Below are 20,770 nucleotides of genomic sequence, written 5' to 3' on the forward strand. Positions count from 1 at the left end.
CCACGTCCTCGGCGGCGGGCGCTGGAAAGGCCCCGCGCTGCGGGGCCTCCGGCCTAGGTGAGGTGGCGCGCCCTGAGGGATTCGAACCCCCGACCTTGTGATTCGTAGTCACACGCTCTATCCGGCTGAGCTAAGGGCGCGTAGCCCATCGGGGTCCCCCCCAGGGCTTGGGTATCCTGCCACCCGGCAGGTGTCGTTGTCAAATGGCGGAGAGTGAGGGATTCGAACCCTCGAAGGGGCGTTATAACCCCTTACTCGCTTAGCAGGCGAGCGCCTTCAACCGACTCGGCCAACTCTCCGCGAGTCCTCCCGAGGACCTACCCGTCCGCGCGCAAGCGCGGACACCCCTCGACAGGAGCATCATTATAGCGAGGGCCATGCCGCGCCGCGACCGCGCCGGGGGTGTCGCGGGGGCGACGCGCCGCGCCGCTCGCGGGGCGCGTCGCCCCGGCTCAGGCGCAGGGGAGCGTGATCGAGAAGACCGCTCCGCCGCCGGGCGCCGTCTCGACGGTGATCGTCCCGTCATGGAGCTCGACGATGCGCCGCGCGATGTAGAGACCGAGCCCCGCGCCCTCGTGCGGCCGAGTGGAGCTCATGTCGCCTTGCACGAACCGGTCGAAGAGGCGCTCCGCAGCGGCGGGTTCCAGGCCCGGGCCGCGGTCCGATACCTTGAACGAGACCGTCGCGCCGTCGCGGACCACCCCGACGACGACCGGTTCCTCGGGGGGCGAGAACCTGAGCGCGTTGCCGACGAGGTTCCCCAGCGCCACGGAAATCCACTTGGGGTCGCACGATACCGTGATCGGCCGATCCTCCCCGACGAGGCGAAGACGCTCGCTGTCCTCGTCGGCCAGCGTCTCGGCGAGCGCGGCCAGCATGCCCATCGCGTCGACGGGCTCGGGCTGCATACGCAAGATGCCCGAGCGCAGCCGGCCGGCCTGGAGGAGGTCCTCCACGAGCGACATCATGTCCTCGGCCCGCTGGAGCAGGCGCTCGCCGACCTGGACCCGGCGGGCGAGACGGAACGGACGTTTGGGGTCGGCGAGGAGCTGCGCGTAGCCGTGGATGGTCGTGAGCGGAGTGCGCAGCTCGTGCGAGACCAGCGAGAGGAACTCGTCCTTTGCCTGTTCGAGCTGCTTGCGCTCGGAGATGTCACGGGCGATGGCCGAGATGCCGATGAGCCTTCCGCTGCCGTCGTCGATCGGAGAGAGGGAGATGGAGACGTCCACCCCCGTCCCGTCCTTGCGGATCCGCACGGTCTCGAAGTGCTCGGCGCGGGCCGAGGCCATCACGCGGTCCCGTCGCCGGTTCGTCTCTTCCCGGAGCTCCTCGGGGATCATGTCGAGGACGGAGCGGCCCACCATCTCCTCGGCGGTGTAGCCGAAGATCGCCTGTGCGGCGGGGTTCCAGTTGAGGATCCGGCCCTCCAGGTCGGCGCTGTAGACGGCGTCCTTGGAGGACTCGACTATCGCCGTGTTCCACGCCATCACCGCCTCCGCGACGATCGCCTCGGTGATGTCGCGGGCGAGCACCTGGGCGCCGGGCTCGCCTCCGAAGTCGATCGGCACGGCCGCCACCTCCACGTCCACCGCTTCCCCGTTCAGGCGGAGGTACTTCTGCCGCATCGCGGGGACCGGGCGGCGCTCGTCGCGCAGGGTGTGCAGCCGCGCGGCGACGGCGTCGCGGAAGTCGGGGTGCACGAGTTCGAAGACGTCGCGCCCGACCAGCTCGTCCGCGTCATCGGCTCCGAACAGCCGGACCGCGGCGGGGTTGAGGTAGGCGAAGCGGCCACCGGTCTGTACGAAGAGCGCGTCGGGCGTGAGCTCCACGAGAGTGCGGTAGCGCTCCTCGCTCGCCTCCAGCTCGTTCAGCACCCGGCGGCGCTCGCGCAGGTCGAAGACGGTCGCGATGACACAGGTCCTGCCTTCGAGGTCGATGCCGCGCGTGTGCACCTCCACGTCGCGCAGTTCGCCGGTGGCGAGCAGGTGCTGCGCCTCGTCGACGCCCTCGTCGGCGCCCCTCGAGGCCGCCGTGATCCGCCGCTTCAGCTCCCGCGGGTCCAGCGGGTTGACGTCGGTCGGGCCCTTCGTGAGGAACTCCTGGCGGGACCACCCGTAGAAACGCTCCGCGGCGGGGCTCACCTCGACGTACCTCATCGTCTCGGGATCGACGAGGAGCATGATCGCGTCGCCTCCGGCCACCATCGCCGCGAAGGTGGCCCTGCGCTGCTCGTCCATGTCCGAGACGGACGACTCCGGCATCGGGTCCTCCTCACGCGGCTCGTCGCCCCGGCGGCCGCTGCGAGCGTACCACCTCCCGCCCTCGCGGGGGCGTGCGCGGACCGCGGTCACATGAGGGGCAGCTTCTGCTGCGTCGGGCCGAGGCCGGTCTCGTCGCGCTGGACGGCGAGCACCGCGAGATCGTCCGAGAGCCGCCAGCCAGTGAAGGACAGCACCTCGTCGAGCACGCTCCGGACGGCTCCGGCCGGTCCCTCGGCCCTCGTCCGCGCGAGGATGTCGAAGAGCCGGTCCTGGCCGAACATCACTCCGCTGTCGCGCGCCTCGGTCAGGCCGTCGGTGTACATGAAGAGGAGGTCCCCCTCCTCCAGACACGTCTCGGACTGCTGGAACCGCGCTCCGAGCAAGGCGCCGGCGAGCGGCGAGTTCGACCGGAGCGTCACTATCGTCCCGTCCCCGCGGACGACGGCGGCCGTGGGGTGGCCCGCGTTGCAGTACACCAGCCTCCCGTCCCGTCGGTCCAGGATGCCGAAGAACAGGGTCACGAACGTCGAGAAGCCCGATTCCCGGTACACGACCTCGTTGGCCATGCACACGATCTCCGCCGGCGTCTTCCCGCGCTCCACCGCGTGCGCGCGGAGCGTGTTCTTGACCAGTGAGGTGAGCACGGCGGCCTCCAGTCCCTTGCCCGACACGTCTCCCATGACCAGGCCGGCGTGCCCGTGGTCGAGCTCGAAGACGTCGTAGAAGTCGCCGCCCACCCTCGCGGACTCCGCGGCGGAGTGGTAGGCGTGCGCGAAGCTCATCCCCGCGAGGCGCTGCGGCAGCGCGAGCAGCGACTCCTGCAGCGTGTGCGCCACGCGCCTCTCGTTCTCGTACAGCCGCGCGTTCTCGAGCGCTAGCGAGACCGCCGTCGAGAGCCTCTCGGCGAACGTCAGGTCCTCGTCGCTGAAGGTCAGCGGTTCGCTCCACGCGAAGCCGACGATCCCCACCAGCTCGGCTTGCACGAACAGCGGCACGAGGATGTGAGCGCGGACCCCGAAGCTCTCGGGCATCTCGACCTCCGAGGCGGACTCGTGGCGCACGTCGTGGACGAGGGAAGGCTTGCCGGTGGTCGCCACCGCGGTGACGCTGGGGGCGGCCTCGCGGGAGAAGACGACGCCCTTGACCTCGGAAGGGAGGTTGTAGGCGTGCTCCATGACCCAGTCGTCCCCCCTCGGCCGGACGAGCAGCCCCTTCTCCGCGCCGATGGCCTGCGCGGCTTCCTCCACGACGCGCTGAAGCATCTCCTCGACGTCCAGCGTCGAGAGCAGCAGCCTGTTCATGGCGTTGAGCGCCTCGGCGAGCCGCAGTGCGTGGTGCTCGCGCTCCCGCAGCTCCGCGTTCCTTATGGCCAGCGCGCACCGGTCCGCGGCGAGCTCGAGGATACGAGCCTGCCGTGCGTCGAAGCGGCGTGTCCTCCGCCAGCCGACGTGGAGCACGCCGAGCACCTCGTCCCCGATCCCGAGCGGCACACCGAGGAGCGAGCGCAGCCCGTGCGACGGCAGGAACGGGCTCAGCGCGCCGTCGCCGGCGTCCAGGTCCCGGACGTAGGACGTCTCGCCCGTCGTCGCGATCCGGCCCGAGAACCCCTCGTCCACCCCGACCGAGAAGCCGGCCTCCTCTTCCGCCTCGATGCCCACGGCCACGGCGGAGACCAGCCGCTCCCCCCGGCGCAACAGCACCACCCCGGCGTCCGCCCGTGTCACCTCCACCAGTTCCTCCAGCAGCCGACGGAGGAGCTCGTCCATGTCCAGCCCGCGGATGGCGACGTCGCTCACCCGGCTTATCGCCTCCAGCTGATGGAAGAGCTCGGCTCGCTCGAGCTCGGCGGTGTGCTCCTCGGTGACGTCACGCATCGTCACCACGGCGAGCTCGGCCCGCCCGTCGCTGCCGAGGACCGGAGACCCCGAGAAGGCCCAGAAGCGCGCGTCACCCGTGCGGGCGTTACGCACCACGGCGCGCACGTCCGTGAAGCGCTCGCCGCGCGCCACCCTGGCGGCGGGGCGCTCCTCGGCCGGCATCGGGTCGCCGCGCAACGTGTAGTAGTCCAGATCCGGCGGGGCCGCCTCCGCGGAGGGCTCGTCTCGACCGAGGCCGTGCATCTCCAGCGCGTCGGCGTTCATGCCCGCCACGCCGCCCTCGGGGCCGAGGATCACGACGCCTTCGCAGACGCGCCGGGACCGCGGGTGCGCGGGGCCGAGCCCGGCTCGCTCGACCAGCGCCCGGAACCGTTCCTCACCCGAGCCGAACCCTGCTTGCCGCATTCGCCGCTCGTCGTGCCGTCGGGCGGATGATCGCGCCATGCGGTCCCCTCAGGCCTCGGTCGCGGCCCTTCGTCGGCGTCCGCTGTACGTTCGCCGCACGTTACTTACGATTCTTCCCATACGCCGTCCTCAGTCCCTGCAGCGAACGGATCGGTCCGAGACGCGATGGCGCGGGGACCTCCGGCACCGTTACCATAGGTGGCAGTGGCGTCGACCGGCCCAGAGGTGCCCCTATGACCGCAATGCGCCTCCGCTCCCTGCTGCTCGCGGCGCTCGTCGTCGCGGCGCTGGCCTCGCCCGCAGGCTGCGCGCGCGAGGACGGCACCTCCGAGCAGGCGGAACCATCGCGGCCCGTCCCCGCGGGGATCGCGGGCTACCGCGCCGTCTACTCCGTCGCCGGCAGGTCCTTCTACGCGGTCGCGCTCGGGCAGGGGGACCCGGAGGTGCTGCTCAACGCGGACGGGCCGGTTGGCGTCTCCATGTTCGTGGCCTGGGTCCCCGAACGCTCCGAGCTCCTCTTCGAGACTGCCGAGGAGGGGCGCAAGGACCTGTGGGCGTTCCGCGAGGGCGGCGAGCCGCGCCTGCTCGCCCGGGACGTGCGCGGCACCATCGGCGTGAGCGGCTCCGACGTCCTGTACGCGACGAGAGGCGCCCAGGCGGCGCTGCTCGCGCGGGACCTCGACGGCGGCGAGCCGCGCACGCTGCTGTCCGGCGAGGTCCTCGGCCAGGTCTCCTCGTCCCCGTTCGCTCCGCTGTGCTTCGCGGTCAGGACCGAGGACCCTCGGGGGCAGGCGCTCTACCTCGTCGAGCCCGGGTCCCTCGAGCCGGAGCGGATCGCCGCGGTGGGAGGGGCCCGCAGCTTCGGCCCCTCGTTCGCCAGGGAGGGCCGCGTGACCTACGTCGAGCTCGAGCCCGGCGGCGGTGCGTTCGGCAGGACCCGGTACTGGGAGCGGGGCGCCGGCGGGAGCGTGGATCTCGCCGCCGAGGGGTCCCTTCTCGACATGTCCGGCGACGGCAGCGTCCTTCTGCGCAGGAACCTGCGCGGAGGGGTCTCCGGGGTACAGCGTTCGCTCGTGAGCTACGTGCCCTCCGGCGACGCGCCGGAGCGGGTCGTCCGGCAGGAACTCGGCGCCTTCGTCGGCGCCGTGCACGCCGCTGCGTTCGTCGCCGACGACAAGGTGCTCCTCTCGCAGCGCATCGAGGGGCGGAACCGGCTCGAGCTGCACGATCTCGGGGCCCGGGAGTCACGGCTGCTCGACGAGGACCCCGCGATGCACGTGAGCGCGATCTGGCCGCTTCCCGAGGCCGACGGCGCCGTCTGCGTGCGCTCCCGGCCCGGAGCCGAGAGCGAAGGCGGCGACGGCGAGGCGCCGAGCCTGGTGACGCTCGAGGACGAGATAGTCTGGGTGCCCTTCGCTCCCGACGCAGAGCCCGTCCCGATCGCCTCCACCACGGCGGGCTCCCTGCGCTTCCTCGGCGTCTTCGCGCCGGCCGGCGCGAGCGGCGAGTAGGCGCGCAGGCCGCGGCGGGGGCTCCTCCGAGGCCGACGGCGCCTTCCGGCGCGGCGTCCGCCCCGAGGTTCATCGCATCCGACGCGGGGAACACTAACCCGTCCTTCAGAGCGGACCGAGGGGGGGTGACGGATGCACGAGGAGCGCATGGACACCGGAGAGATGGTGGAGAAGCTCGGCGACCTGATGCGTCTGGACGTGGACGCGGAGCGCGCCTACGAGGAGGCGATCGAACACGCCGACGAGGCGGACGTCCGAGGACACCTGCAGCGGTACCGCGACGACCACCGCAGGCACGCCGACGATCTGCGCGCGACGATACGCGGCCTGGGTCAGGAGCCGCCCGAGCCGAAACCGGACTTCAAGGGCTACCTCATCGAGGGGATGACGAAGCTGCGCGCCGCGGTGAGCGGGGAGCAGGCGCTCAAGGCCATGCACCAGAACGAGGAGATCACGAACCGCAGCTACCGCGACGCCGTGCAGTGGGACGTGCCCGCGGACGTGCACGACCTGCTGCAGCGAAACTACGCCGACGAGCAGCGGCACATCGCCTACATCGAGGACAAGCTGCACGTGAGGGCAGGTGAGGAACGGCGGTACTGAGCGTCTAGGTCACCCGTGCCGCTCCTGAGAGGGGGTGGCGTCGCGGCGCGCTCCCTCGGGCGGCGCGATCACAGCCCGGCTTCCAGATGCTTCTGGAACGCCAGGATGACGGAGACGTCCGGCTGAGCCAGCGCGCTTGCGGTGGCGCCCCCCATCCCGCGCCAGCTGCATCACCTCGCGGGCACCCGCGTCGACGAGCCCTCCTCCGCGACCGCCGACCCGCACCCCATCCGGCCGACCGTCGCTATCGCGTCGGTTTGCCAGCCTGCGCATCTCGCGCCGGTAGGCCTTCAGGCTCTCCATGGAGGAGTCCACACTGAAGTCCACCTCGTCGGCCCCGTGGAACCAGTTCGCGCCGACCATCCGCGGGTAGTCCCGTTCGATCGACCGGAAGGCGTCGGAGATCCACGAAGGGGAGCTCGTGAGGCAGCGTCGGCCGACACTACGGGATGGGCCGGGCCGCAGCCTGCGCTGTGCGCGAGTGGATAGCCCCGGTGAGATGTGGCGGAGGGAGAGGGATTCGAACCCCCGGGCCCTTGCGGGCCAGCGGTTTTCAAGACCGCCGCGATAAACCAGACTCTGCCATCCCTCCGCGCCCGGCACGACGGCGTCCCGAAGCGCCGATAGTGTACCACCCGCCCTGCTAGAATCCGCTGTGACGGCGATAGCGGTTCCGCCCGGCGCCACGGCAGGAGGGAGGGCGGGTGAGCCCGGACGAGACCTACATGCGCATGGCGCTGGAACAGGCGCGCAAGGCCGAGGAGATCGGCGACGTGCCCATCGGCGCCGTCGTCGTCTGCGACGGGGCGGTGGTCGCCCGCGCGTACAACCGCCGGGAGGTCGACCACGACCCCACCGCGCACGCCGAGCTGCTCGCGATGCGCGACGCCGCGCGCGACCTCGGCCGCTGGCGCCTGGCGGACTGCACCGTGTACGTCACGGTCGAACCGTGCCCGATGTGCGCCGGTGCCATGCACCAGGCACGCATCGCGCGGCTCGTCTTCGGCGCCTTCGACCCAAAGGCCGGCGCCGTCGGCTCACTCTACGACCTCAGCGACGACAAACGGCTCAACCACCGCTTCGACGTGACCTCCGGTGTGCTGGCCGAGGAGAGCGGGCAGCTGCTGCGCGAGTTCTTCGGCCGGTTGAGGGAGCGGTAGTGGGAGGCGGGCGGGCCGCAGAAGGCGGCGGGGGCGGCTCGGGGAGAACGCCGAGGTCGAAGCATCGACTTCGGCTCATCCTCGGCGACCCGCCTGCCGATTGAAGACGGAAGACCGCTCCGTGCGACGACCCTCCGTCGTTCTCCGGGGGCAGACGCCGGGGCGACGGAGGGCATACCGTGACGACCGGCAAGAGAGCGAGGGCGAGTGGGCGACGCACCCCGACTCACGCTGCTGACGATACCGATGTTGCTGCTCTCGCCGCCTCCGGCGCCGGCGGCGACGGTCTCGATGGTCCCGCGGGCGCTGGACGTCGCGGTGGGCGCGGTCGCGCTCGTGCTCGCGGCGGTCATGCTGGTCGACGTGCTCGCGCTTCGGCGGGTCGCTCCAGGCGCCGCGATCGCCGAGCACGTGACGTACGTGCTCGCTGCCGTGGCCTGTCTCGCGGCGTCGGTGCTCTCCGACTGGGTCGTGCGCTTCCTGCCCTGGCACGACGTCACGACACTGACCCGGCTCGCCTCCGACCTGCTGGTCATCGCCGCGATGGCGTTCTTCGGCCTGTACTTCTTCCGGGTCCGCCGCGCCATGGTGCGCTTCCTCGAGCGCTTCTCGGAGGAGGAGGCGTTCGTGCGTGCGCAGTGCCAGGATGCCGACGACGGCTCCGGTCGCGCCCCTGCCGGCGGCGGGGAGCGGCGTAGTCCGGAGGACGGCGTCCGGAGGGCCGCGGATGTCTAGCCGGCTCGCCGCGCGCGTCGAGGAGGTGCTGCGGCCGATCGTGGGGACCGTGCTGGCGTCGGTCTCCGTGGACGTCGAGAGCAGGCGCATCGGCAAGACGCCGAGCGAGCTCGACTACACGGACCTGCCGGTACTGGCCGACAACCTCGCGGCCGCGCTCGTGCTCGTGGTGGGCAAGGACCTCGCCGACGCCGCCGCGCGCAACGTGCGCCGTCTGGCGTAGCCACCGGGGCCGCGGTGGCCCTACTCCAATCCGAGGTCGCGCTTCACCTGCCGCGTGATCGTCTGCTCGGCGTCGAAGTAGCCTTCCCACGGGTCGCCCTTCAGGTGGGAGAGCCGCTTCCTCAGGTTGCGCACCGTCCACGCGTCGGAGCGCGTGGAGCCCGTGAGCTCCTCCCAGCGCAGCGGCACGCTCACGGTCGCGTGAGGCCGCGCGCGCGTCGAGTAGGCCGCGATCGATGTCGCGCTGCGGGCGTTGCGCACGTAGTCCACGTAGACCTTGCCGACCCGCCTGGCCTTCGACATCTTGCTGGTGTACTTGTCCGGCGCGTAGGAGACGATCCCCTCGGCGATGGCGCGCGCGGCGGCGTGCACGCCCGCCCAGTCCTCGGCCGGAGCCAGCGGGACGACCACGTGCAGGCCCTTGCCGCCCGTGGTCTTGACGAACGACTCGAGCCCGAGGCCCTTGAGCACGCCGCGCACGAGGCGCGCCGCCTGGATCAGCTCGTTCCACGGGGTCTCCTCGGAGGGGTCGAGGTCGAAGACCATCATGTCCGGGTGCTCGACGTCGTGGCCGCGGCACCCCCAGACGTGGATCTCGAGCACGCCCATCTGGACGAGCCCGGTAAGACTGGCCGGCTCGGTCGGCGCGAGGTAGACCTGAGGCCCCTCCGACTCGCGGATCGTCAGGCGCTCGAACGGCCCCGGGAAGTCCTCGCCCGGGTGCTTGTGGAAGAAGCACGGGCCGGGCTCGTCCTCGCGCACCTCGCCCCTCTGCGCGCGGATGCCCTCGGGGCACCGCACCATCGCGATCGGCCTCCCGCGGACGTGCGGCATGATCCACTCGGCGATCGAGTCGTAGAACTCGATGAGATCCATCTTGGTGATCCCGTCGACCGGATACAGCACACGTCCGGGGTTCGTGATGCGCACGCCGCCGAAGGCGGTCTCGCCGCCGATGCCGCGCGCCGAGGACCGAGCGTTCCGTACGCCTGCCCCGTCGCCGGTCGGTCCGGTGACCTCGCGGGTCGGTCTCGCCATCTCCGGTACCACCTCCTCGGGGGCCTTGTCCTCGCGCAGCCCCTTGAAGGACGGGTGACGTATCTGCCCGTCCTCGGTCCACTCCGTGAACTCGACCTCGGCGACGTGCTCCGGCCGCACCCAGTGCACCCGCTTCGGCGCCAGCTCCCTGCCGCGCGTCAACGGCGGCTCACGGGCAGGGATCTCCCGCAGCCGCTCCCCGAACCCGCGCAAGAAGCGGTCGTCGAAGCCCGTGCCCACCTTGCCCGCGTAGCGCAGCCCGCCGCTCTCCTGCACGCCGAGGAGCAGGGCGCCGAACCCGACCCGCGAGCGCGAGGGGTCGGTCCAGCCCACGATCACGAACTCCTGGCGCTGAAGGCACTTGACCTTCAGCCAGTCCTTGCCGCGGGCGCCGGGGCGGTAGCGGCTGCCGGCTCGTTTGCTGACGACGCCCTCCAGGCCGTACCCGCAGGCCTGCCGGAAGACGGCCGGGCCGTTGCCGGTGACGTCCTCGGAGTAGCGGACGCGGCTGCCCGGGCCGAGGCGCGAGACGAGGCGCCGCAGGGTCCGTTTGCGCTCCGTCAGCGGCACGCCGGTGAGGTCGTACCCGTCGAGGTGGAGCAGGTCGAAGACGAAGTACAGCAACCGGTCGCGGCGCCCCTCGCCCAAGTCACGCTGGAGCGTCTGGAAGCTGGTGGTGCCGTCGGGAAGCTGCACGACGACCTCGCCGTCGAGGACGGCGGTGCCCACCGGCAGCCCCGCGAGCTCCTCCGCGATCGAACGGAACCGCCCCGTCCAGTCGTGGTCGCGGCGGCTGTGCATCGCGACGGCCCCCTCCCGGATGCGCGCCACGGCGCGGTAGCCGTCGAACTTGATCTCGTGCACCCACGCCTCGCCCGGCGGCGGTTCGCGCACCAGGGTGGCAAGCTCCGGCTCCACGAAGCGCGGCGGTTCGGCCTGCGGTCTCGCTCCGGGGAGATCGCCGGGCTCGAGCCGTGTCTCCTCGGGGGGGCGTACCTCCGTCTGTGCCGAGGCGGGCTCCTCGGAGTGCCACACGGACTGACGGTCCTCGGCGATCTCCTCCATGGAGCGGCCGCTCGCCACCGAGCCGGCGCGCTCGCGGAGCACGGCGCCGCCGTCGCCGGCCAGGGCCTCGCGGTCGCGGTGCTTGATGAGCAGCCAGTTCTCCTTGCCCTCCTCCTCCGAGCGGCGCTTCATCCTGACCAGCACCCACTCCCCGCGCAGCTTCTCGCCGCGCAGCGCGAACTTGAGATCGCCCTCGGCGAGCCCCTCGTGCGGGTCGCGGGCGGGCTCCCAGGCGCCGCGGTCCCACAGCATCACCGTTCCCGCCCCGTACTCGCCCGCGGGGATGACGCCCTCGAAGGAGCCGTACTCGACGGGGTGGTCCTCGACGCGTACCGCGAGGTGCTTGTCGGCGGGGTCGAGGCTGGGGCCCTTGGGGATCGCCCAGGACAGCAGCACGCCGTCGAGTTCCAGGCGCAGGTCGTAGTGGAGCCGCCGCGCCGCATGCTTGTGGATGACGTACAGGCGTCCACTGTCCCGGCGCGGCGCCCCCTTGGGCTCCGGGGTCTGAGCGAAGTCGCGCTTGCGGCGGTACTCCTTCAGCGGCATGAGGTCTCCGGGGTTCGCGGGCGTGCGTGCGTTCCGCCCGGTATCTACCCCCGGCGGCAAGCGCGCGGGCCGGTAGGGTCCCGCCGGCGCCGGAGGTGCTTGACTCCTCGGCCGTCGCGACTTACGCTGAACAGCGTGCAGTAAACGAAGCATGTTCAAAGCCGAACGGAGGGACGTGCGAGAGATGACACCCGAGTCGCCGACGCGCGGCAGGCGCCAGGAACGCACGCGCCGGGCGATCCTGGACGCGGCCCGCGAGCTGATACTCGAGCGGGGACTGGAGGGATTCTCCCTGCGTGAAGTCGCCAGACGTGCCGACTACACCCCCGGCGCCCTGTACACGTACTTCTCGAGCGCCGAGGAGCTGCTGGGCGCCGTGGGCATGGAGAGCCTGGAGGTCCTCGGGGGGTACATGGGGCGCGTGTCCGGAGTCCTGCGCGCGGAGGAGCGCGTGCTCGCGCTGGCCGAGGCGTACCTTCGCTTCGCGGAGGAGCGGCCCGACGAGTACGCCATCGTGTTCGAGAGGCTCACCGTCCCGGCCGAGAGCTGGGCGCACTTCGTGCGCGTGGCCTTCCCCTTCACCGTGCTCGTAGAGGCGTTCGAGGCGGGCGCGGCGGAAGGCGCGTTCGAGCCGCGGCCGGGGTTCGGGCCCGCCGAGATGGCGTACGGGCTGTGGTGCCTGGCCCACGGTGCGGCCGCCCTGTCGCGCAAGCACCTCGCGGCGTTGCCCGACGACATGACGGCCGCACAGGCCGGCGCCGTGCGCGCCTACGTGGGCGGGCTGGGACGGCGCGCCGGGGGCGGCTCCCACCGAGGAGCCGGACGGAGCGCGGGCGGGGGTGCACGATGAGACCGCGCCGTCAGATGGTGCGCAAGGGGCTGATCCTCGGCTTCTTCCTCGCGCTGCCCTTGACGCTCAACTACTACTCGCCGGCGCTGATGACGGGTGGCACGGCGGAGCGAGTGGCCACGTTCTCGCTGTTCACCTGGACCGCGATCTTCGCGAGCTCGTTGGTGATCGGCCGGGCGTTCTGCGGCTACGGCTGTCCCTTCAACGGGCTGCAGACCGCGTGGGAGAAGGTATCCGGAAGGCCGAACCGGCGGATCCGCCGCCTGCGCTGGGTCAAGTACACGCTGTGGGCCGCCTGGGCGGGCGCCGTCGCCGCGTTCGCCGTCTCGACCGGAGGATGGCAGCGCGTGGACCTGCTCTACATGACTCCCCACGTGGTGAGCGTGGACTCACCCGCGAGCCTGCTCGTGTACTACGTGCTCGTCGCAGTGACGCTCGCGGCCGCGGCGTTGGGCAAGCGCGGCTTCTGCCACTACTTCTGCCCGTTCGGCGTGTGGGGGATCCTCGGCGCGCGCATCGGGCGGGCGGCTCGTCTTCCCATGCTGCGGCTCGCCGGCGACCCGTCCGCCTGTACCGGCTGCCGCGCGTGCGAGAAGGCGTGTCCGATGGGCCTGCCGGTCTCCGAGATGGCCTCGCGCACGGACGCGTTCCACACCGAGCGCACGCTGTGCGGCTCCTGCGTGGACGCATGCTCGGCCGGCAGCGTGCGCTATTCGTTCGCGCGCACGGGACCGGGATGGGGAACTCCCCACCGGTCCCGCTCTCGATCAGCTGCCGGAGCAGCATCGGAAGGCTGACCACGGCGAATCCCCACACCACTGCGGCTGCCCCGAGCCCGAAGGCCCACCAACCCCGCGCGTGAAGCTTCGCGCCCGGCGCGATCCCCGCAGCTACCTGCGCTTGCGTCCGCCGCCCGCGCCGGCCTTCTCGCGCTTCCCCGCGCGTCCGCCGTCGCCGCGGGTCTCCTCGGCCGCCTTCGTGCCCTCCACGCTGCGCTTCAGCAGCCCCATGATGTCGACGACCTCGGCCATCCGCTCCGGTTCCACCGGCGGCGGGGGCGCCTCCACCTGCCCGGTGCGCGCCTTCTCCTCGATCGTGGCCAGCAGCCGCTCCTCGTAGGTGTCGCGGAACCCCTCGGGCTCCCACTTCGCCGCCATGGCGCCCACGAGCTGCTCGGCCATCTTGAGCTCCCCCTCGTTGATGCCGAGCTCGTCGAGGTCCTCGGAGGGCACGTCGAACTGCGAGGCGTCACGGATCTCGTAGTGGAAGCGCATCAGGTCGCACAGCACCATCGGACCCTGCGGCACGAGCGTGCAGAGGTGCTGGCGGTTGCGTAGCACCAGCATCGCCACGGCCACGCGGCCGGTGCGCTTCAGCGTCTCGCGCAGCAGCGCGTAGGCCTTGCGGCCCGGCTTGGCTGGCTCCAGGTAGTAGGGCTGCTCGAAGTACTCGACGCCGATCTCGCCGGCCTCCACGAACGCCTTGATGTCGATCGTCTGGGTGGCCTCCACGTCGGCGGCGCGGAAGTCGTCCTCGGTGAGCACGACGTACTGGCCCTCGGCGTACTCGTAGCCCTTCACGATGCCTTCCCACGGCACCTCCTCGCCGGTGCTCTCGTTCACGCGCTTCTGCCGCACGCGGGCGAGGTCGCGCTCGTCGAGCATGTGGAACGCCAGCTTCCTCTTGCTCTCGGCGGCGAAGAGCCCCACCGGTATCGAGACCAGTCCGAAGCTGATCGTGCCCTTCCAGATGGCTCGGGCCATGGCGGAACCTCCCGAGGACGGCCGGGCGCGGCGTGCGCGCCTCAGGCGGCCGGACTGCGGCAGTGCCCGCTGTATATACCCGAGGACGCCGGTGGCGGAGGAGGCAGCTCCCGTCCCGGCCGCGGCACCAAAGGGTATCCATAGGTGAGCGATCCTGGTTCCCGGACGGGAGGTCGTCATGAGCGCGAGAGCCGCGGCGGGTCCTCGGCGCAAGGCGCACGACGAGCACCACCGCGGCCCGGAGCGCGTAGAGCCGCGCGGACCGGCGGACTACCTCGAGGTGATGGCGCGCGCGATGTTCCAGGCCGGCATCAGCTGGCGCGTGGTGGACGCGAAGTGGGAGGGGATCCGCGAGGCCTTCGCGGGCTTCGACCCCGAGCGGGTGGCGGCCATGACGCCGGCCGACGTCGAGCGCCTGATGGGCGACCCGCGCGTCATCCGCAACCGGCGCAAGGTCGAGGGGCTGATCGACAACGCCCACACCTTCCTGGCGCTCGAGCGGCAGTTCGGCGTGTTCGAGGGGTACCTGCGGTCCTTCCGCGACTACGACTCGCTCGCCGAGGACATGTCGCGGCGCTTCAAGTGGCTCGGCGAGAGCGGCGTCTACTACTTCCTGTGGGTCGTCGGCGAACCGGTCCCGCCCTACGACGAGTGGGCCGCCTCGCGCCGCGCTCACGCGCGCTGACCGGGACGCTCTCAGGCGCCGCCTCCACTTGACGCAGGCTGCGCCCGGCAGATAGATTAGCACCACTAATGGATAGCCGTCCTAACATCCCCTCCGAGGACGCCCGCCGCGCCGCCCGCTCGCTCATGCGGAGTCTGCCGCGCTTGCACGGCGCGATGAAGGCGCAGTTCCGCCTGCTGGGCCCGGGCATCCTGCCCGAGCACGTCCACGTTCTGGCGGTGCTGGCGCACGGACACAGCACGGTGAGCCGCCTCGCCGGGATGGGGCGGGTCAGCCTGCCGACCGCCTCCAGGACGGTCGACGCGCTGGAGCGCCGGGGGTGGGTCGCGCGTGGCTCCGACGCAGGCGACCGCAGGCGGGTGCCGGTCTCGCTCACCGAGGAGGGCCGTCGCGAGCTCGGCAGGGTGCGGCGTATCGGGGAGGAGCGGCTGGCCGAGCGGCTCTCGGCGCTGACCGCCGAGGAGTTGGGCGCGCTGCGTGCGGGCCTGGAGGTCATCGAGAAGGCGTTCGCGGACGAGACCGGCACGTCCGGTGAGGAGAGGTGCGGGTGAACGGACGGACTGCGACCGAACCTGTGATCCGGGTCGAGGACCTGGTGAAACGCTACAACGGGCTCACCGCGGTCGAGCGCGTGAGCTTCGAGGTGGCGCGCGGGGAGGTCTTCGGCTTCCTCGGCCCCAACGGCGCGGGCAAGACGACCACGATCAACGTGCTGTGCACGCTCCTCGGGCCCACCGAGGGCCGCGCGAGCGTGGGCGGGCACGACGTGGAGCGCGAACCGGACGCGGTGCGGCGCTCCATCGGGCTGATCTTCCAGGACCCCACCCTGGACGACATGCTCACCGGCATGCAGAACCTGCGCTTCCACGCGATGCTGTACGGGCTGCCGCGGGCGGTCTTCGCGGAGCGCTCCGCGGAGCTGCTCGACATGGTGGAGCTCGCCGACCGGGCGCGCGACAACGTGAAGTCGTACTCCGGCGGCATGCGACGGCGCCTCGAGATCGCCCGTGGGCTGCTGCACCGGCCGCGCGTGCTCTTCCTCGACGAGCCCACGATCGGGCTCGACCCGCAGACGCGCCGCCACATCTGGGACTACCTCCGGCGCGTCCGCGACTCCGAGGGGCTCACCCTGTTCCTCACGACCCACACGATGGAGGAGGCCGAGATCTGCGACCGCATAGCCATCATCGACCAGGGGCGCATCATCGCGCTGGACACGCCCGCGAGGCTCAAGTCGATGGTCGGGGGCGACGTGGTCACGCTGTCGACCTCCGACAACGAGCGCGCCGGGCGTCTGCTGGCCGAGCGGCACGGTGTCGAGGCGCGGCCCGGGCCCGAGGACACGATCGTGGTGGAGACCGAGGAGGGCGGGCGGTTCATCCCGACCGTCCTCGGCTCGCTCGGCGCCGAGGGGCTGCAGGTGCTCAGCGTCAACCTGGCGCGCCCGACGCTCGAGGACGTGTTCCTCAAGCTCACCGGCCGCACGATCCGCGAGGAGGAGGCCGGCGCCCGCGAGCAGCTGCTGATGGCGGGCCGGATGTGGCGGAAGGGGAGGCAGTAGTGCTGGCGCGCGTGAAGTGCGAGCTCAACGGCGTGTACACCATCTGGTACCGCGATGTCCTGCGCTTCTTCGCCAACAAGTCGCGCATCGTGGCGTCGTTCGGCCAGCCGATGCTGTTCCTGTTCGTCTTCGGATCCGGGCTGGCCTCGGCGATGTCCGGGCTCGGAGGAGGCGCGGTGGACTTCCGGGTCTTCATGTTCCCGGGCGTGCTGGGCATGAACGTGCTGTTCGCCGGCGTGTTCTCCGGGATCTCGGTCGTGTGGGACCGCGAGTTCGGCTTCCTGCGCGAGGTGATGGTCGCGCCGGTCTCTCGCACGGCGGTGGCGCTGGGCAAGGTCGCCGGCGGCAGCACGGTGGCGATGATGCAGGGCGCGATCCTGCTGCTGCTCGCGCCGCTCATCGGCGTGGAGATCGGGCTCGTGCAGGCACTCGAGGTCTTCGGGCTGTTGCTGCTGCTCGCCGCCGTGATGACCAGCTTCGGCCTCATGGTCGCCGCGCGGCAGAAGTCGGTCGAGGGGCATCAGGTCGTGATGCAGTTCCTGCTGATGCCGATGCTGTTCCTCTCCGGCGCGTTCTTCCCGCTGGAGGGAGCGCCGGCGTGGCTCGGCGCGGTCGCGCGCGCGAACCCGGTCACCTACGGCGTCGACCCGCTGCGGAGGGTGATGCTCGCCGATACCGTGCCGCCGCAGGCGCTGGATGCGCTCACGCTCTACACCGTCCCGGTCAGCCTTGCGGTGCTCGCCGCGTTCGGCGCCGTGTTCCTGACCGCGGCCGTGGCGCTGTTCGGCAAGCGGGACTAGATCAGGCGCGGTCCTCCAGGCGGGGCAGCGGCCGTTGCAGCACGTCGAGTATGGGCCGCGCGGCGTAGAGGCGCCCCCACCCGCGTCCGGTGACTTCTACGAGGAGCCCGCGCTCCTCCATGAAGCGGATCGCGGAACGTGCCGTGGGGTCGGTCACGCCGAGGAGCCTCGTCGCGGCTGCCGCGTCCATGTACGGATGGCGGAAGAGCTCGTCGAGGAGCATGAGCGGCTTGCCCTTCCCCGCAAGCTCGGACCGGAACCGCTCACGTACGCGCACCAACTCGTTGGCCTGCTGCGCCGCCCATCGCGAGACGAGATCGACGCCACGAAGGAAGTAGAGCAGCCAGGTGCGCCAGTCGCCTTCGGTCCGCACGCCCTGGAGAGCGTCGTAGTAATCGGCCCGGCCGGCCTCGAAGTACGCCGACAGGTACAGGAGCGGGCGGGTGAGTCTGCCTCGGCTGCACAGGAACAGCGTGATCAGGAGGCGGCCGATCCTGCCGTTGCCGTCAAGGAAGGGGTGGATCGCCTCGAACTGCTCGTGCATCAAGGCGCACTGCACCAGATCCGGCAGGTCACTCTCGGTGTTGAGGAAGCGCTCCCAGTCCCTCAGCGCCTCGGTCATCTCCTCGGGCGGAGGGGGGACGTACTCCGCCGTCTCGATCGTGCTCCCCGGGCGGCCGATCCAGTTCTGCGACCGCCTGAACTCGCCCGGGGTGGCGTGACGTCCCCGGACCCCCTCCGTCAGGACCGCATGTGTCTCGCGTACCAGCCGCAGCGACACAGGGAGTTCACCCAGCCTCGCGATCCCGTGTTCCATCGCTCGGACGTAGTTGCGGACCTCGTGGACATCACCCCTCTCCGAAGGTTCCGGACGGATCTCATCGATGAGGAGGTCGGACAGAGACGCCTGCGTGCCCTCTATCCGGGACGACAGGACGGCTTCCTGTCGCAGGTACGGCGCGATGAGAAGGTGTGGGTTCGGCAGCTGGCTTCCGATCCCGGACAGTTCGCTGAGGGCGGCGTCCGCACGGGACAGGGCAAGGACCAGGTCTCGGTCCCATTCGATCTCGGGCGGCAGCGGCGCGGGGACGAAGGCGAGGTAGCCTCCCTCGGCTGGCACCAACCTGCCTGCCGACGGCGCCCTGAACTCCTCAGGATCCACGTCTTCCGAAGCCGCCTTTCGAAGTCGCCGGAGCTTTCTAAGAATCCGACGATATTCTTTCAAAGCTCGGCGAGGACCGCAAGCGGCCCTATGGAAGCTGCGGCCGCGCCAGCATCCGGGAGCGCCCTCCGCCCCCTCGGGGAATGAACCCTGCGGGCGGAGAGGGGGGAGCCGAGTGCAGCCGCTCGAGATCATCTGGTTGCTCGTGCTGCTGGCGTTCCTGTTCCCGGCGCTGCAGCGGCGGCTCCTGGCGCTGCGGCGGCTGCGGAGGATCCAGGCGATCGAGAAGGCCAACGGCTCGCGGCTCATCACGCTCATCCACCGCCAGGAGAGCCTGTCGTTCCTGGGCGTGCCGCTGTTCCGCTTCATCGACATCGAGGACTCCGAGAGAGTGCTGCGCGCCATCCACCTCACCGCCCGCGACGTGCCTATCCAGATGGTGCTGCACACGCCCGGCGGCCTCGTGCTCGCGTCGCGGCAGATCGCCCAGGCGCTCGCCGACCATCCGGGCAAGGTCCAGGTGGTCGTGCCTTACCTGGCCATGAGCGGCGGCACGCTCATCGCCCTGGGCGCCGACGAGATCGTGATGGACCCGAACGCCGTGCTCGGGCCCGTCGACCCGCAGGTCCGTTCGGGCTACGCGCAGTACTCGGCGGCCTCCGTGCTCCGGGCCCTGGAGACGCCCAACCCCAACCGCGAGGACGCCACGCTGATCCTCGGCGACGTCGCGGGCAAGGCCGTCGAGCAGCTGCGCGAGTTCACGCGCCGGATGCTGTCCCGCACTCTGCCCGAGGACCGCGCACAGCGGACGGCGGGGCTGCTGGCCGACGGGCGCTGGACGCATGACTTCCCGCTAGGCGTGGCGGAGGCGCGCGAGCTGGGGCTGCCGGTGAACGACCGGTTCCCCGACGAGTTCCACGAGCTGATGGCGCTCTACCCGCAGCCGGGCCGGCGGCCGGCCGTCGAGTTCATCCCCGAGCCCTACGACAAGCGGCCCGAGCGCGAGGGCGAGTGAGGGGGGCGCGCGGATGATCGTCGGAGCGCCGCGCGAGATCAAGCAGAACGAGTACCGCGTCGCCGTCACGCCCGGCGGCGTGCGCGAGTTCGTGGCGCGCGGGCATCGAGTGCTGATCGAGCAGGGCGCCGGCGCGGGCTCGTCCTTCCCCGACGGGGAGTACGCCGGGGCCGGCGCGGAGGTCGTCGGCTCCGCCGAGGAGGTCTTCGAGCGCGCACAGCTCGTGCTGAAGGTCAAGGAGCCGCAGCCCGGCGAGATCGCGATGCTGCGACCCGGGCAGGTCGTCTTCGCGTTCCTCCACCTCGCGCCCGACCGGCCGCAGACCGAGGGCCTCGTCGCGTCCGGCGCCGTGTGCCTCGCCTACGAGACCGTCGAGCTCGCCACCGGGGAGCTGCCGCTGCTGGCGCCGATGTCCGAGGTCGCGGGCAGGATGGCGGCGCAGGTCGGCGCGGAGCACCTGCAGCGCCCCAAGGGAGGGCGGGGGGTGCTGATGGGAGGCGTGCCCGGCGTGCTGCCGGCGACGGTGGCGGTGCTGGGGGCGGGCGTGGTGGGCGCGAACGCAGCGCACGTCGCGATGGGCATGGGCGCGCACGTGGTCGTGCTCGACATCGACATCGACAAGCTGCGCCGTCTCGACGAGATGTGGGGCAGCCGCGTCCGCACCCTGTACTCCAAACGGCACACGGTCGAGCAGGCGGTGCTGAGCGCCGACCTCGTCATCGGGGCGGTGCTGGTGCCCGGCGCCAGGGCGCCCACGCTCGTGACCCGCGACATGCTGCCGCGCATGAAGCCGGGAGCCGTCGTGGTGGACGTGGCGATCGACCAGGGCGGCTGCGTGGAGACGAGCCGGCCCACCACCCACGCGGAACCGACGTTCCTGCTGGAGGGCATCGTGCACTACGCGGTCTCGAACATGCCCGGGGCGATGCCGAACACCTCCACCCTCGCGCTGACCAACGCCACGCTGCGATATGCGCTCGCCATCGCGGACAAGGGGTGGCGCCGGGCGCTCGCCGAGGACCCCGCGCTCGCGAAGGGCGCGAACGTCCTCGGAGGCAAGGTCGTCTCCCGGCCGGTCGCGGAGGCGCACGGGATGGGGTACGTGCCGCTGGAGCGCGCGCTCGCCGAAGAGGCCGGGTAGGGCTGCTGGACGAAGCGCGGGACGGGCGCGCTTCCGTTGCCGCACGGTGCGGACCTTGCTATATTCGCGGTTGCGCTTTCGGCCGGGGGAGAGCCGCGGTCGGGGGCGTACGCGGAGAGTTGCCCGAGTGGTTTAAGGGGCACGACTGGAAATCGTGTGTGCCGGCTTGAACCGGTACCCAGGGTTCGAATCCCTGACTCTCCGCCAGGCCGACTTCGAACACGGCGGCCGGCGACTCACCGAGGAGGGAGCGCAGCCTCGCCGATCCACCTCGCGGAGAGGTGGCAGAGTGGTTGAATGCGGCGGTCTCGAAAACCGTTAGGCCGGTTACCCCGGTCTCGGGGGTTCGAATCCCCCCCTCTCCGCCATA

The 20,770-nt window shown here is 71.3% G+C and carries 18 protein-coding genes and 5 tRNA genes; 15 read left to right on the top strand and 8 right to left on the bottom strand.

Annotated features, from left to right (window positions below):
- Window positions 1–63 precede the first annotated feature (63 nt).
- From IBX62_04975 to IBX62_04990, 4 genes are all read right to left on the bottom strand, one after another.
- A tRNA-Arg gene (locus IBX62_04975) sits at window positions 64–140 on the bottom strand.
- A gap of 64 nt (window positions 141–204) precedes the next feature.
- Window positions 205–299, bottom strand: a tRNA-Ser gene (locus IBX62_04980).
- A gap of 153 nt (window positions 300–452) precedes the next feature.
- Window positions 453–2,261, bottom strand: coding sequence for a PAS domain S-box protein (locus IBX62_04985; GenBank protein ID MBE0476437.1), 1,809 nt, complete (start codon window positions 2,259–2,261; stop codon window positions 453–455).
- An 86-nt stretch (window positions 2,262–2,347) separates the two neighbouring features.
- Window positions 2,348–4,543, bottom strand: coding sequence for a SpoIIE family protein phosphatase (locus tag IBX62_04990; GenBank protein ID MBE0476438.1), 2,196 nt, complete (start codon window positions 4,541–4,543; stop codon window positions 2,348–2,350).
- 233 nt (window positions 4,544–4,776) lie between these two features.
- On the opposite strand from IBX62_04990, the gene IBX62_04995 reads away from it, so the two are divergent.
- Entirely contained in the window at window positions 4,777–6,054 is a 1,278-nt protein-coding gene (locus tag IBX62_04995) for a hypothetical protein (protein ID MBE0476439.1), read from the top strand.
- 147 nt (window positions 6,055–6,201) lie between these two features.
- Window positions 6,202–6,657, top strand: a complete 456-nt coding sequence (locus tag IBX62_05000; protein MBE0476440.1) for a DUF2383 domain-containing protein — start codon at window positions 6,202–6,204, stop codon at window positions 6,655–6,657.
- A gap of 502 nt (window positions 6,658–7,159) precedes the next feature.
- Here IBX62_05000 and IBX62_05005 read toward each other — a convergent pair.
- Window positions 7,160–7,249, bottom strand: a tRNA-Ser gene (locus IBX62_05005).
- Window positions 7,250–7,382: 133 nt separating this feature from the next.
- Here IBX62_05005 and IBX62_05010 point away from each other — a divergent pair.
- From IBX62_05010 to IBX62_05020, 3 genes are all read left to right on the top strand, one after another.
- Complete coding sequence (locus IBX62_05010; GenBank protein ID MBE0476441.1) at window positions 7,383–7,817, top strand: nucleoside deaminase; 435 nt, start codon at window positions 7,383–7,385, stop codon at window positions 7,815–7,817.
- A gap of 207 nt (window positions 7,818–8,024) precedes the next feature.
- The gene (locus IBX62_05015; protein MBE0476442.1) at window positions 8,025–8,552 is read left to right on the top strand and encodes a hypothetical protein; all 528 of its coding nucleotides are present in this window, start codon (window positions 8,025–8,027) and stop codon (window positions 8,550–8,552) included.
- A complete protein-coding gene (locus tag IBX62_05020) occupies window positions 8,545–8,775 on the top strand; it encodes a hypothetical protein (GenBank protein ID MBE0476443.1) in 231 nt (76 codons plus the stop codon). Before IBX62_05015 ends, IBX62_05020 begins: the two co-directional genes overlap by 8 nt.
- A gap of 20 nt (window positions 8,776–8,795) precedes the next feature.
- Here IBX62_05020 and ligD read toward each other — a convergent pair whose 3' ends face one another.
- The gene (gene ligD / locus IBX62_05025) at window positions 8,796–11,423 is read right to left on the bottom strand and encodes a DNA ligase D (protein ID MBE0476444.1); all 2,628 of its coding nucleotides are present in this window, start codon (window positions 11,421–11,423) and stop codon (window positions 8,796–8,798) included.
- Window positions 11,424–11,574: 151 nt separating this feature from the next.
- Here ligD and IBX62_05030 point away from each other — a divergent pair, with 151 nt between their 5' ends.
- On the top strand, window positions 11,575–12,273 hold the full coding sequence (locus IBX62_05030) for a TetR/AcrR family transcriptional regulator (GenBank protein MBE0476445.1): 699 nt from the start codon (window positions 11,575–11,577) through the stop codon (window positions 12,271–12,273).
- On the top strand, window positions 12,270–13,070 hold the full coding sequence (locus IBX62_05035) for a 4Fe-4S binding protein (protein ID MBE0476446.1): 801 nt from the start codon (window positions 12,270–12,272) through the stop codon (window positions 13,068–13,070). The genes IBX62_05030 and IBX62_05035 overlap by 4 nt, the downstream gene beginning before the upstream one ends.
- Window positions 13,071–13,163: 93 nt before the next feature.
- Here IBX62_05035 and IBX62_05040 read toward each other — a convergent pair whose 3' ends face one another.
- Entirely contained in the window at window positions 13,164–14,036 is an 873-nt protein-coding gene (locus IBX62_05040) for a Ku protein (GenBank protein ID MBE0476447.1), read from the bottom strand.
- A 178-nt stretch (window positions 14,037–14,214) separates the two neighbouring features.
- Here IBX62_05040 and IBX62_05045 point away from each other — a divergent pair, with 178 nt between their 5' ends.
- The 4 genes from IBX62_05045 to IBX62_05060 all read left to right on the top strand — a co-directional run bounded on the left by IBX62_05045 (window position 14,215) and on the right by IBX62_05060 (window position 17,082).
- Complete coding sequence (locus IBX62_05045; GenBank protein ID MBE0476448.1) at window positions 14,215–14,721, top strand: DNA-3-methyladenine glycosylase I; 507 nt, start codon at window positions 14,215–14,217, stop codon at window positions 14,719–14,721.
- A gap of 68 nt (window positions 14,722–14,789) precedes the next feature.
- Window positions 14,790–15,272, top strand: coding sequence for a MarR family transcriptional regulator (locus IBX62_05050; protein ID MBE0476449.1), 483 nt, complete (start codon window positions 14,790–14,792; stop codon window positions 15,270–15,272).
- Between the two features lie 23 nt (window positions 15,273–15,295).
- Complete coding sequence (locus IBX62_05055; protein MBE0476450.1) at window positions 15,296–16,282, top strand: ATP-binding cassette domain-containing protein; 987 nt, start codon at window positions 15,296–15,298, stop codon at window positions 16,280–16,282.
- Window positions 16,282–17,082, top strand: a complete 801-nt coding sequence (locus IBX62_05060) for an ABC transporter permease (GenBank protein MBE0476451.1) — start codon at window positions 16,282–16,284, stop codon at window positions 17,080–17,082. The genes IBX62_05055 and IBX62_05060 overlap by 1 nt, the downstream gene beginning before the upstream one ends.
- Before the next feature lies 1 nt (window position 17,083).
- Here IBX62_05060 and IBX62_05065 read toward each other — a convergent pair whose 3' ends face one another.
- Entirely contained in the window at window positions 17,084–18,244 is a 1,161-nt protein-coding gene (locus IBX62_05065) for a Fic family protein (GenBank protein ID MBE0476452.1), read from the bottom strand.
- Between the two features lie 175 nt (window positions 18,245–18,419).
- On the opposite strand from IBX62_05065, the gene IBX62_05070 reads away from it, so the two are divergent.
- The 4 genes from IBX62_05070 to IBX62_05085 all read left to right on the top strand — a co-directional run bounded on the left by IBX62_05070 (window position 18,420) and on the right by IBX62_05085 (window position 20,768).
- Window positions 18,420–19,259 (top strand): ATP-dependent Clp protease proteolytic subunit, encoded by an 840-nt coding sequence (locus IBX62_05070; GenBank protein ID MBE0476453.1) that lies wholly within the window; start codon window positions 18,420–18,422, stop codon window positions 19,257–19,259.
- Between the two features lie 13 nt (window positions 19,260–19,272).
- Window positions 19,273–20,400: an alanine dehydrogenase gene (ald, locus tag IBX62_05075; protein ID MBE0476454.1), complete on the top strand. Its 1,128-nt coding sequence runs from the start codon at window positions 19,273–19,275 to the stop codon at window positions 20,398–20,400.
- A gap of 113 nt (window positions 20,401–20,513) precedes the next feature.
- Window positions 20,514–20,607 (top strand) — tRNA-Ser (locus IBX62_05080).
- A 68-nt stretch (window positions 20,608–20,675) separates the two neighbouring features.
- Window positions 20,676–20,768, top strand: a tRNA-Ser gene (locus IBX62_05085).
- Window positions 20,769–20,770: the final 2 nt, after the last annotated feature.

The sequence above is a fragment of the Coriobacteriia bacterium genome (assembly GCA_014859305.1).
GTDB lineage: Bacteria > Actinomycetota > Coriobacteriia > Anaerosomatales > Kmv31 > Kmv31.

Excerpts from the sequence above, each read along its gene's own strand:
- IBX62_05000 (MBE0476440.1), top strand. The coding sequence starts at position 6,202 with ATGGACACCGGAGAGATGGTGGAGAAGCTCGGCGACCTGATGCGTCTG.
- IBX62_04995 (MBE0476439.1), top strand. The coding sequence starts at position 4,777 with ATGACCGCAATGCGCCTCCGCTCCCTGCTGCTCGCGGCGCTCGTCGTC.
- ald (MBE0476454.1), top strand. The coding sequence starts at position 19,273 with ATGATCGTCGGAGCGCCGCGCGAGATCAAGCAGAACGAGTACCGCGTC.
- IBX62_05035 (MBE0476446.1), top strand. The coding sequence starts at position 12,270 with ATGAGACCGCGCCGTCAGATGGTGCGCAAGGGGCTGATCCTCGGCTTC.
- IBX62_05020 (MBE0476443.1), top strand. The coding sequence starts at position 8,545 with ATGTCTAGCCGGCTCGCCGCGCGCGTCGAGGAGGTGCTGCGGCCGATC.
- ligD (MBE0476444.1), bottom strand. The coding sequence starts at position 11,423 with ATGCCGCTGAAGGAGTACCGCCGCAAGCGCGACTTCGCTCAGACCCCG.
- IBX62_05045 (MBE0476448.1), top strand. The coding sequence starts at position 14,215 with ATGAGCGCGAGAGCCGCGGCGGGTCCTCGGCGCAAGGCGCACGACGAG.
- IBX62_04990 (MBE0476438.1), bottom strand. The coding sequence starts at position 4,543 with ATGCGGCAAGCAGGGTTCGGCTCGGGTGAGGAACGGTTCCGGGCGCTG.
- IBX62_04985 (MBE0476437.1), bottom strand. The coding sequence starts at position 2,261 with ATGCCGGAGTCGTCCGTCTCGGACATGGACGAGCAGCGCAGGGCCACC.
- IBX62_05040 (MBE0476447.1), bottom strand. The coding sequence starts at position 14,036 with ATGGCCCGAGCCATCTGGAAGGGCACGATCAGCTTCGGACTGGTCTCG.
- IBX62_05010 (MBE0476441.1), top strand. The coding sequence starts at position 7,383 with ATGCGCATGGCGCTGGAACAGGCGCGCAAGGCCGAGGAGATCGGCGAC.
- IBX62_05050 (MBE0476449.1), top strand. The coding sequence starts at position 14,790 with ATGGATAGCCGTCCTAACATCCCCTCCGAGGACGCCCGCCGCGCCGCC.
- IBX62_05030 (MBE0476445.1), top strand. The coding sequence starts at position 11,575 with ATGTTCAAAGCCGAACGGAGGGACGTGCGAGAGATGACACCCGAGTCG.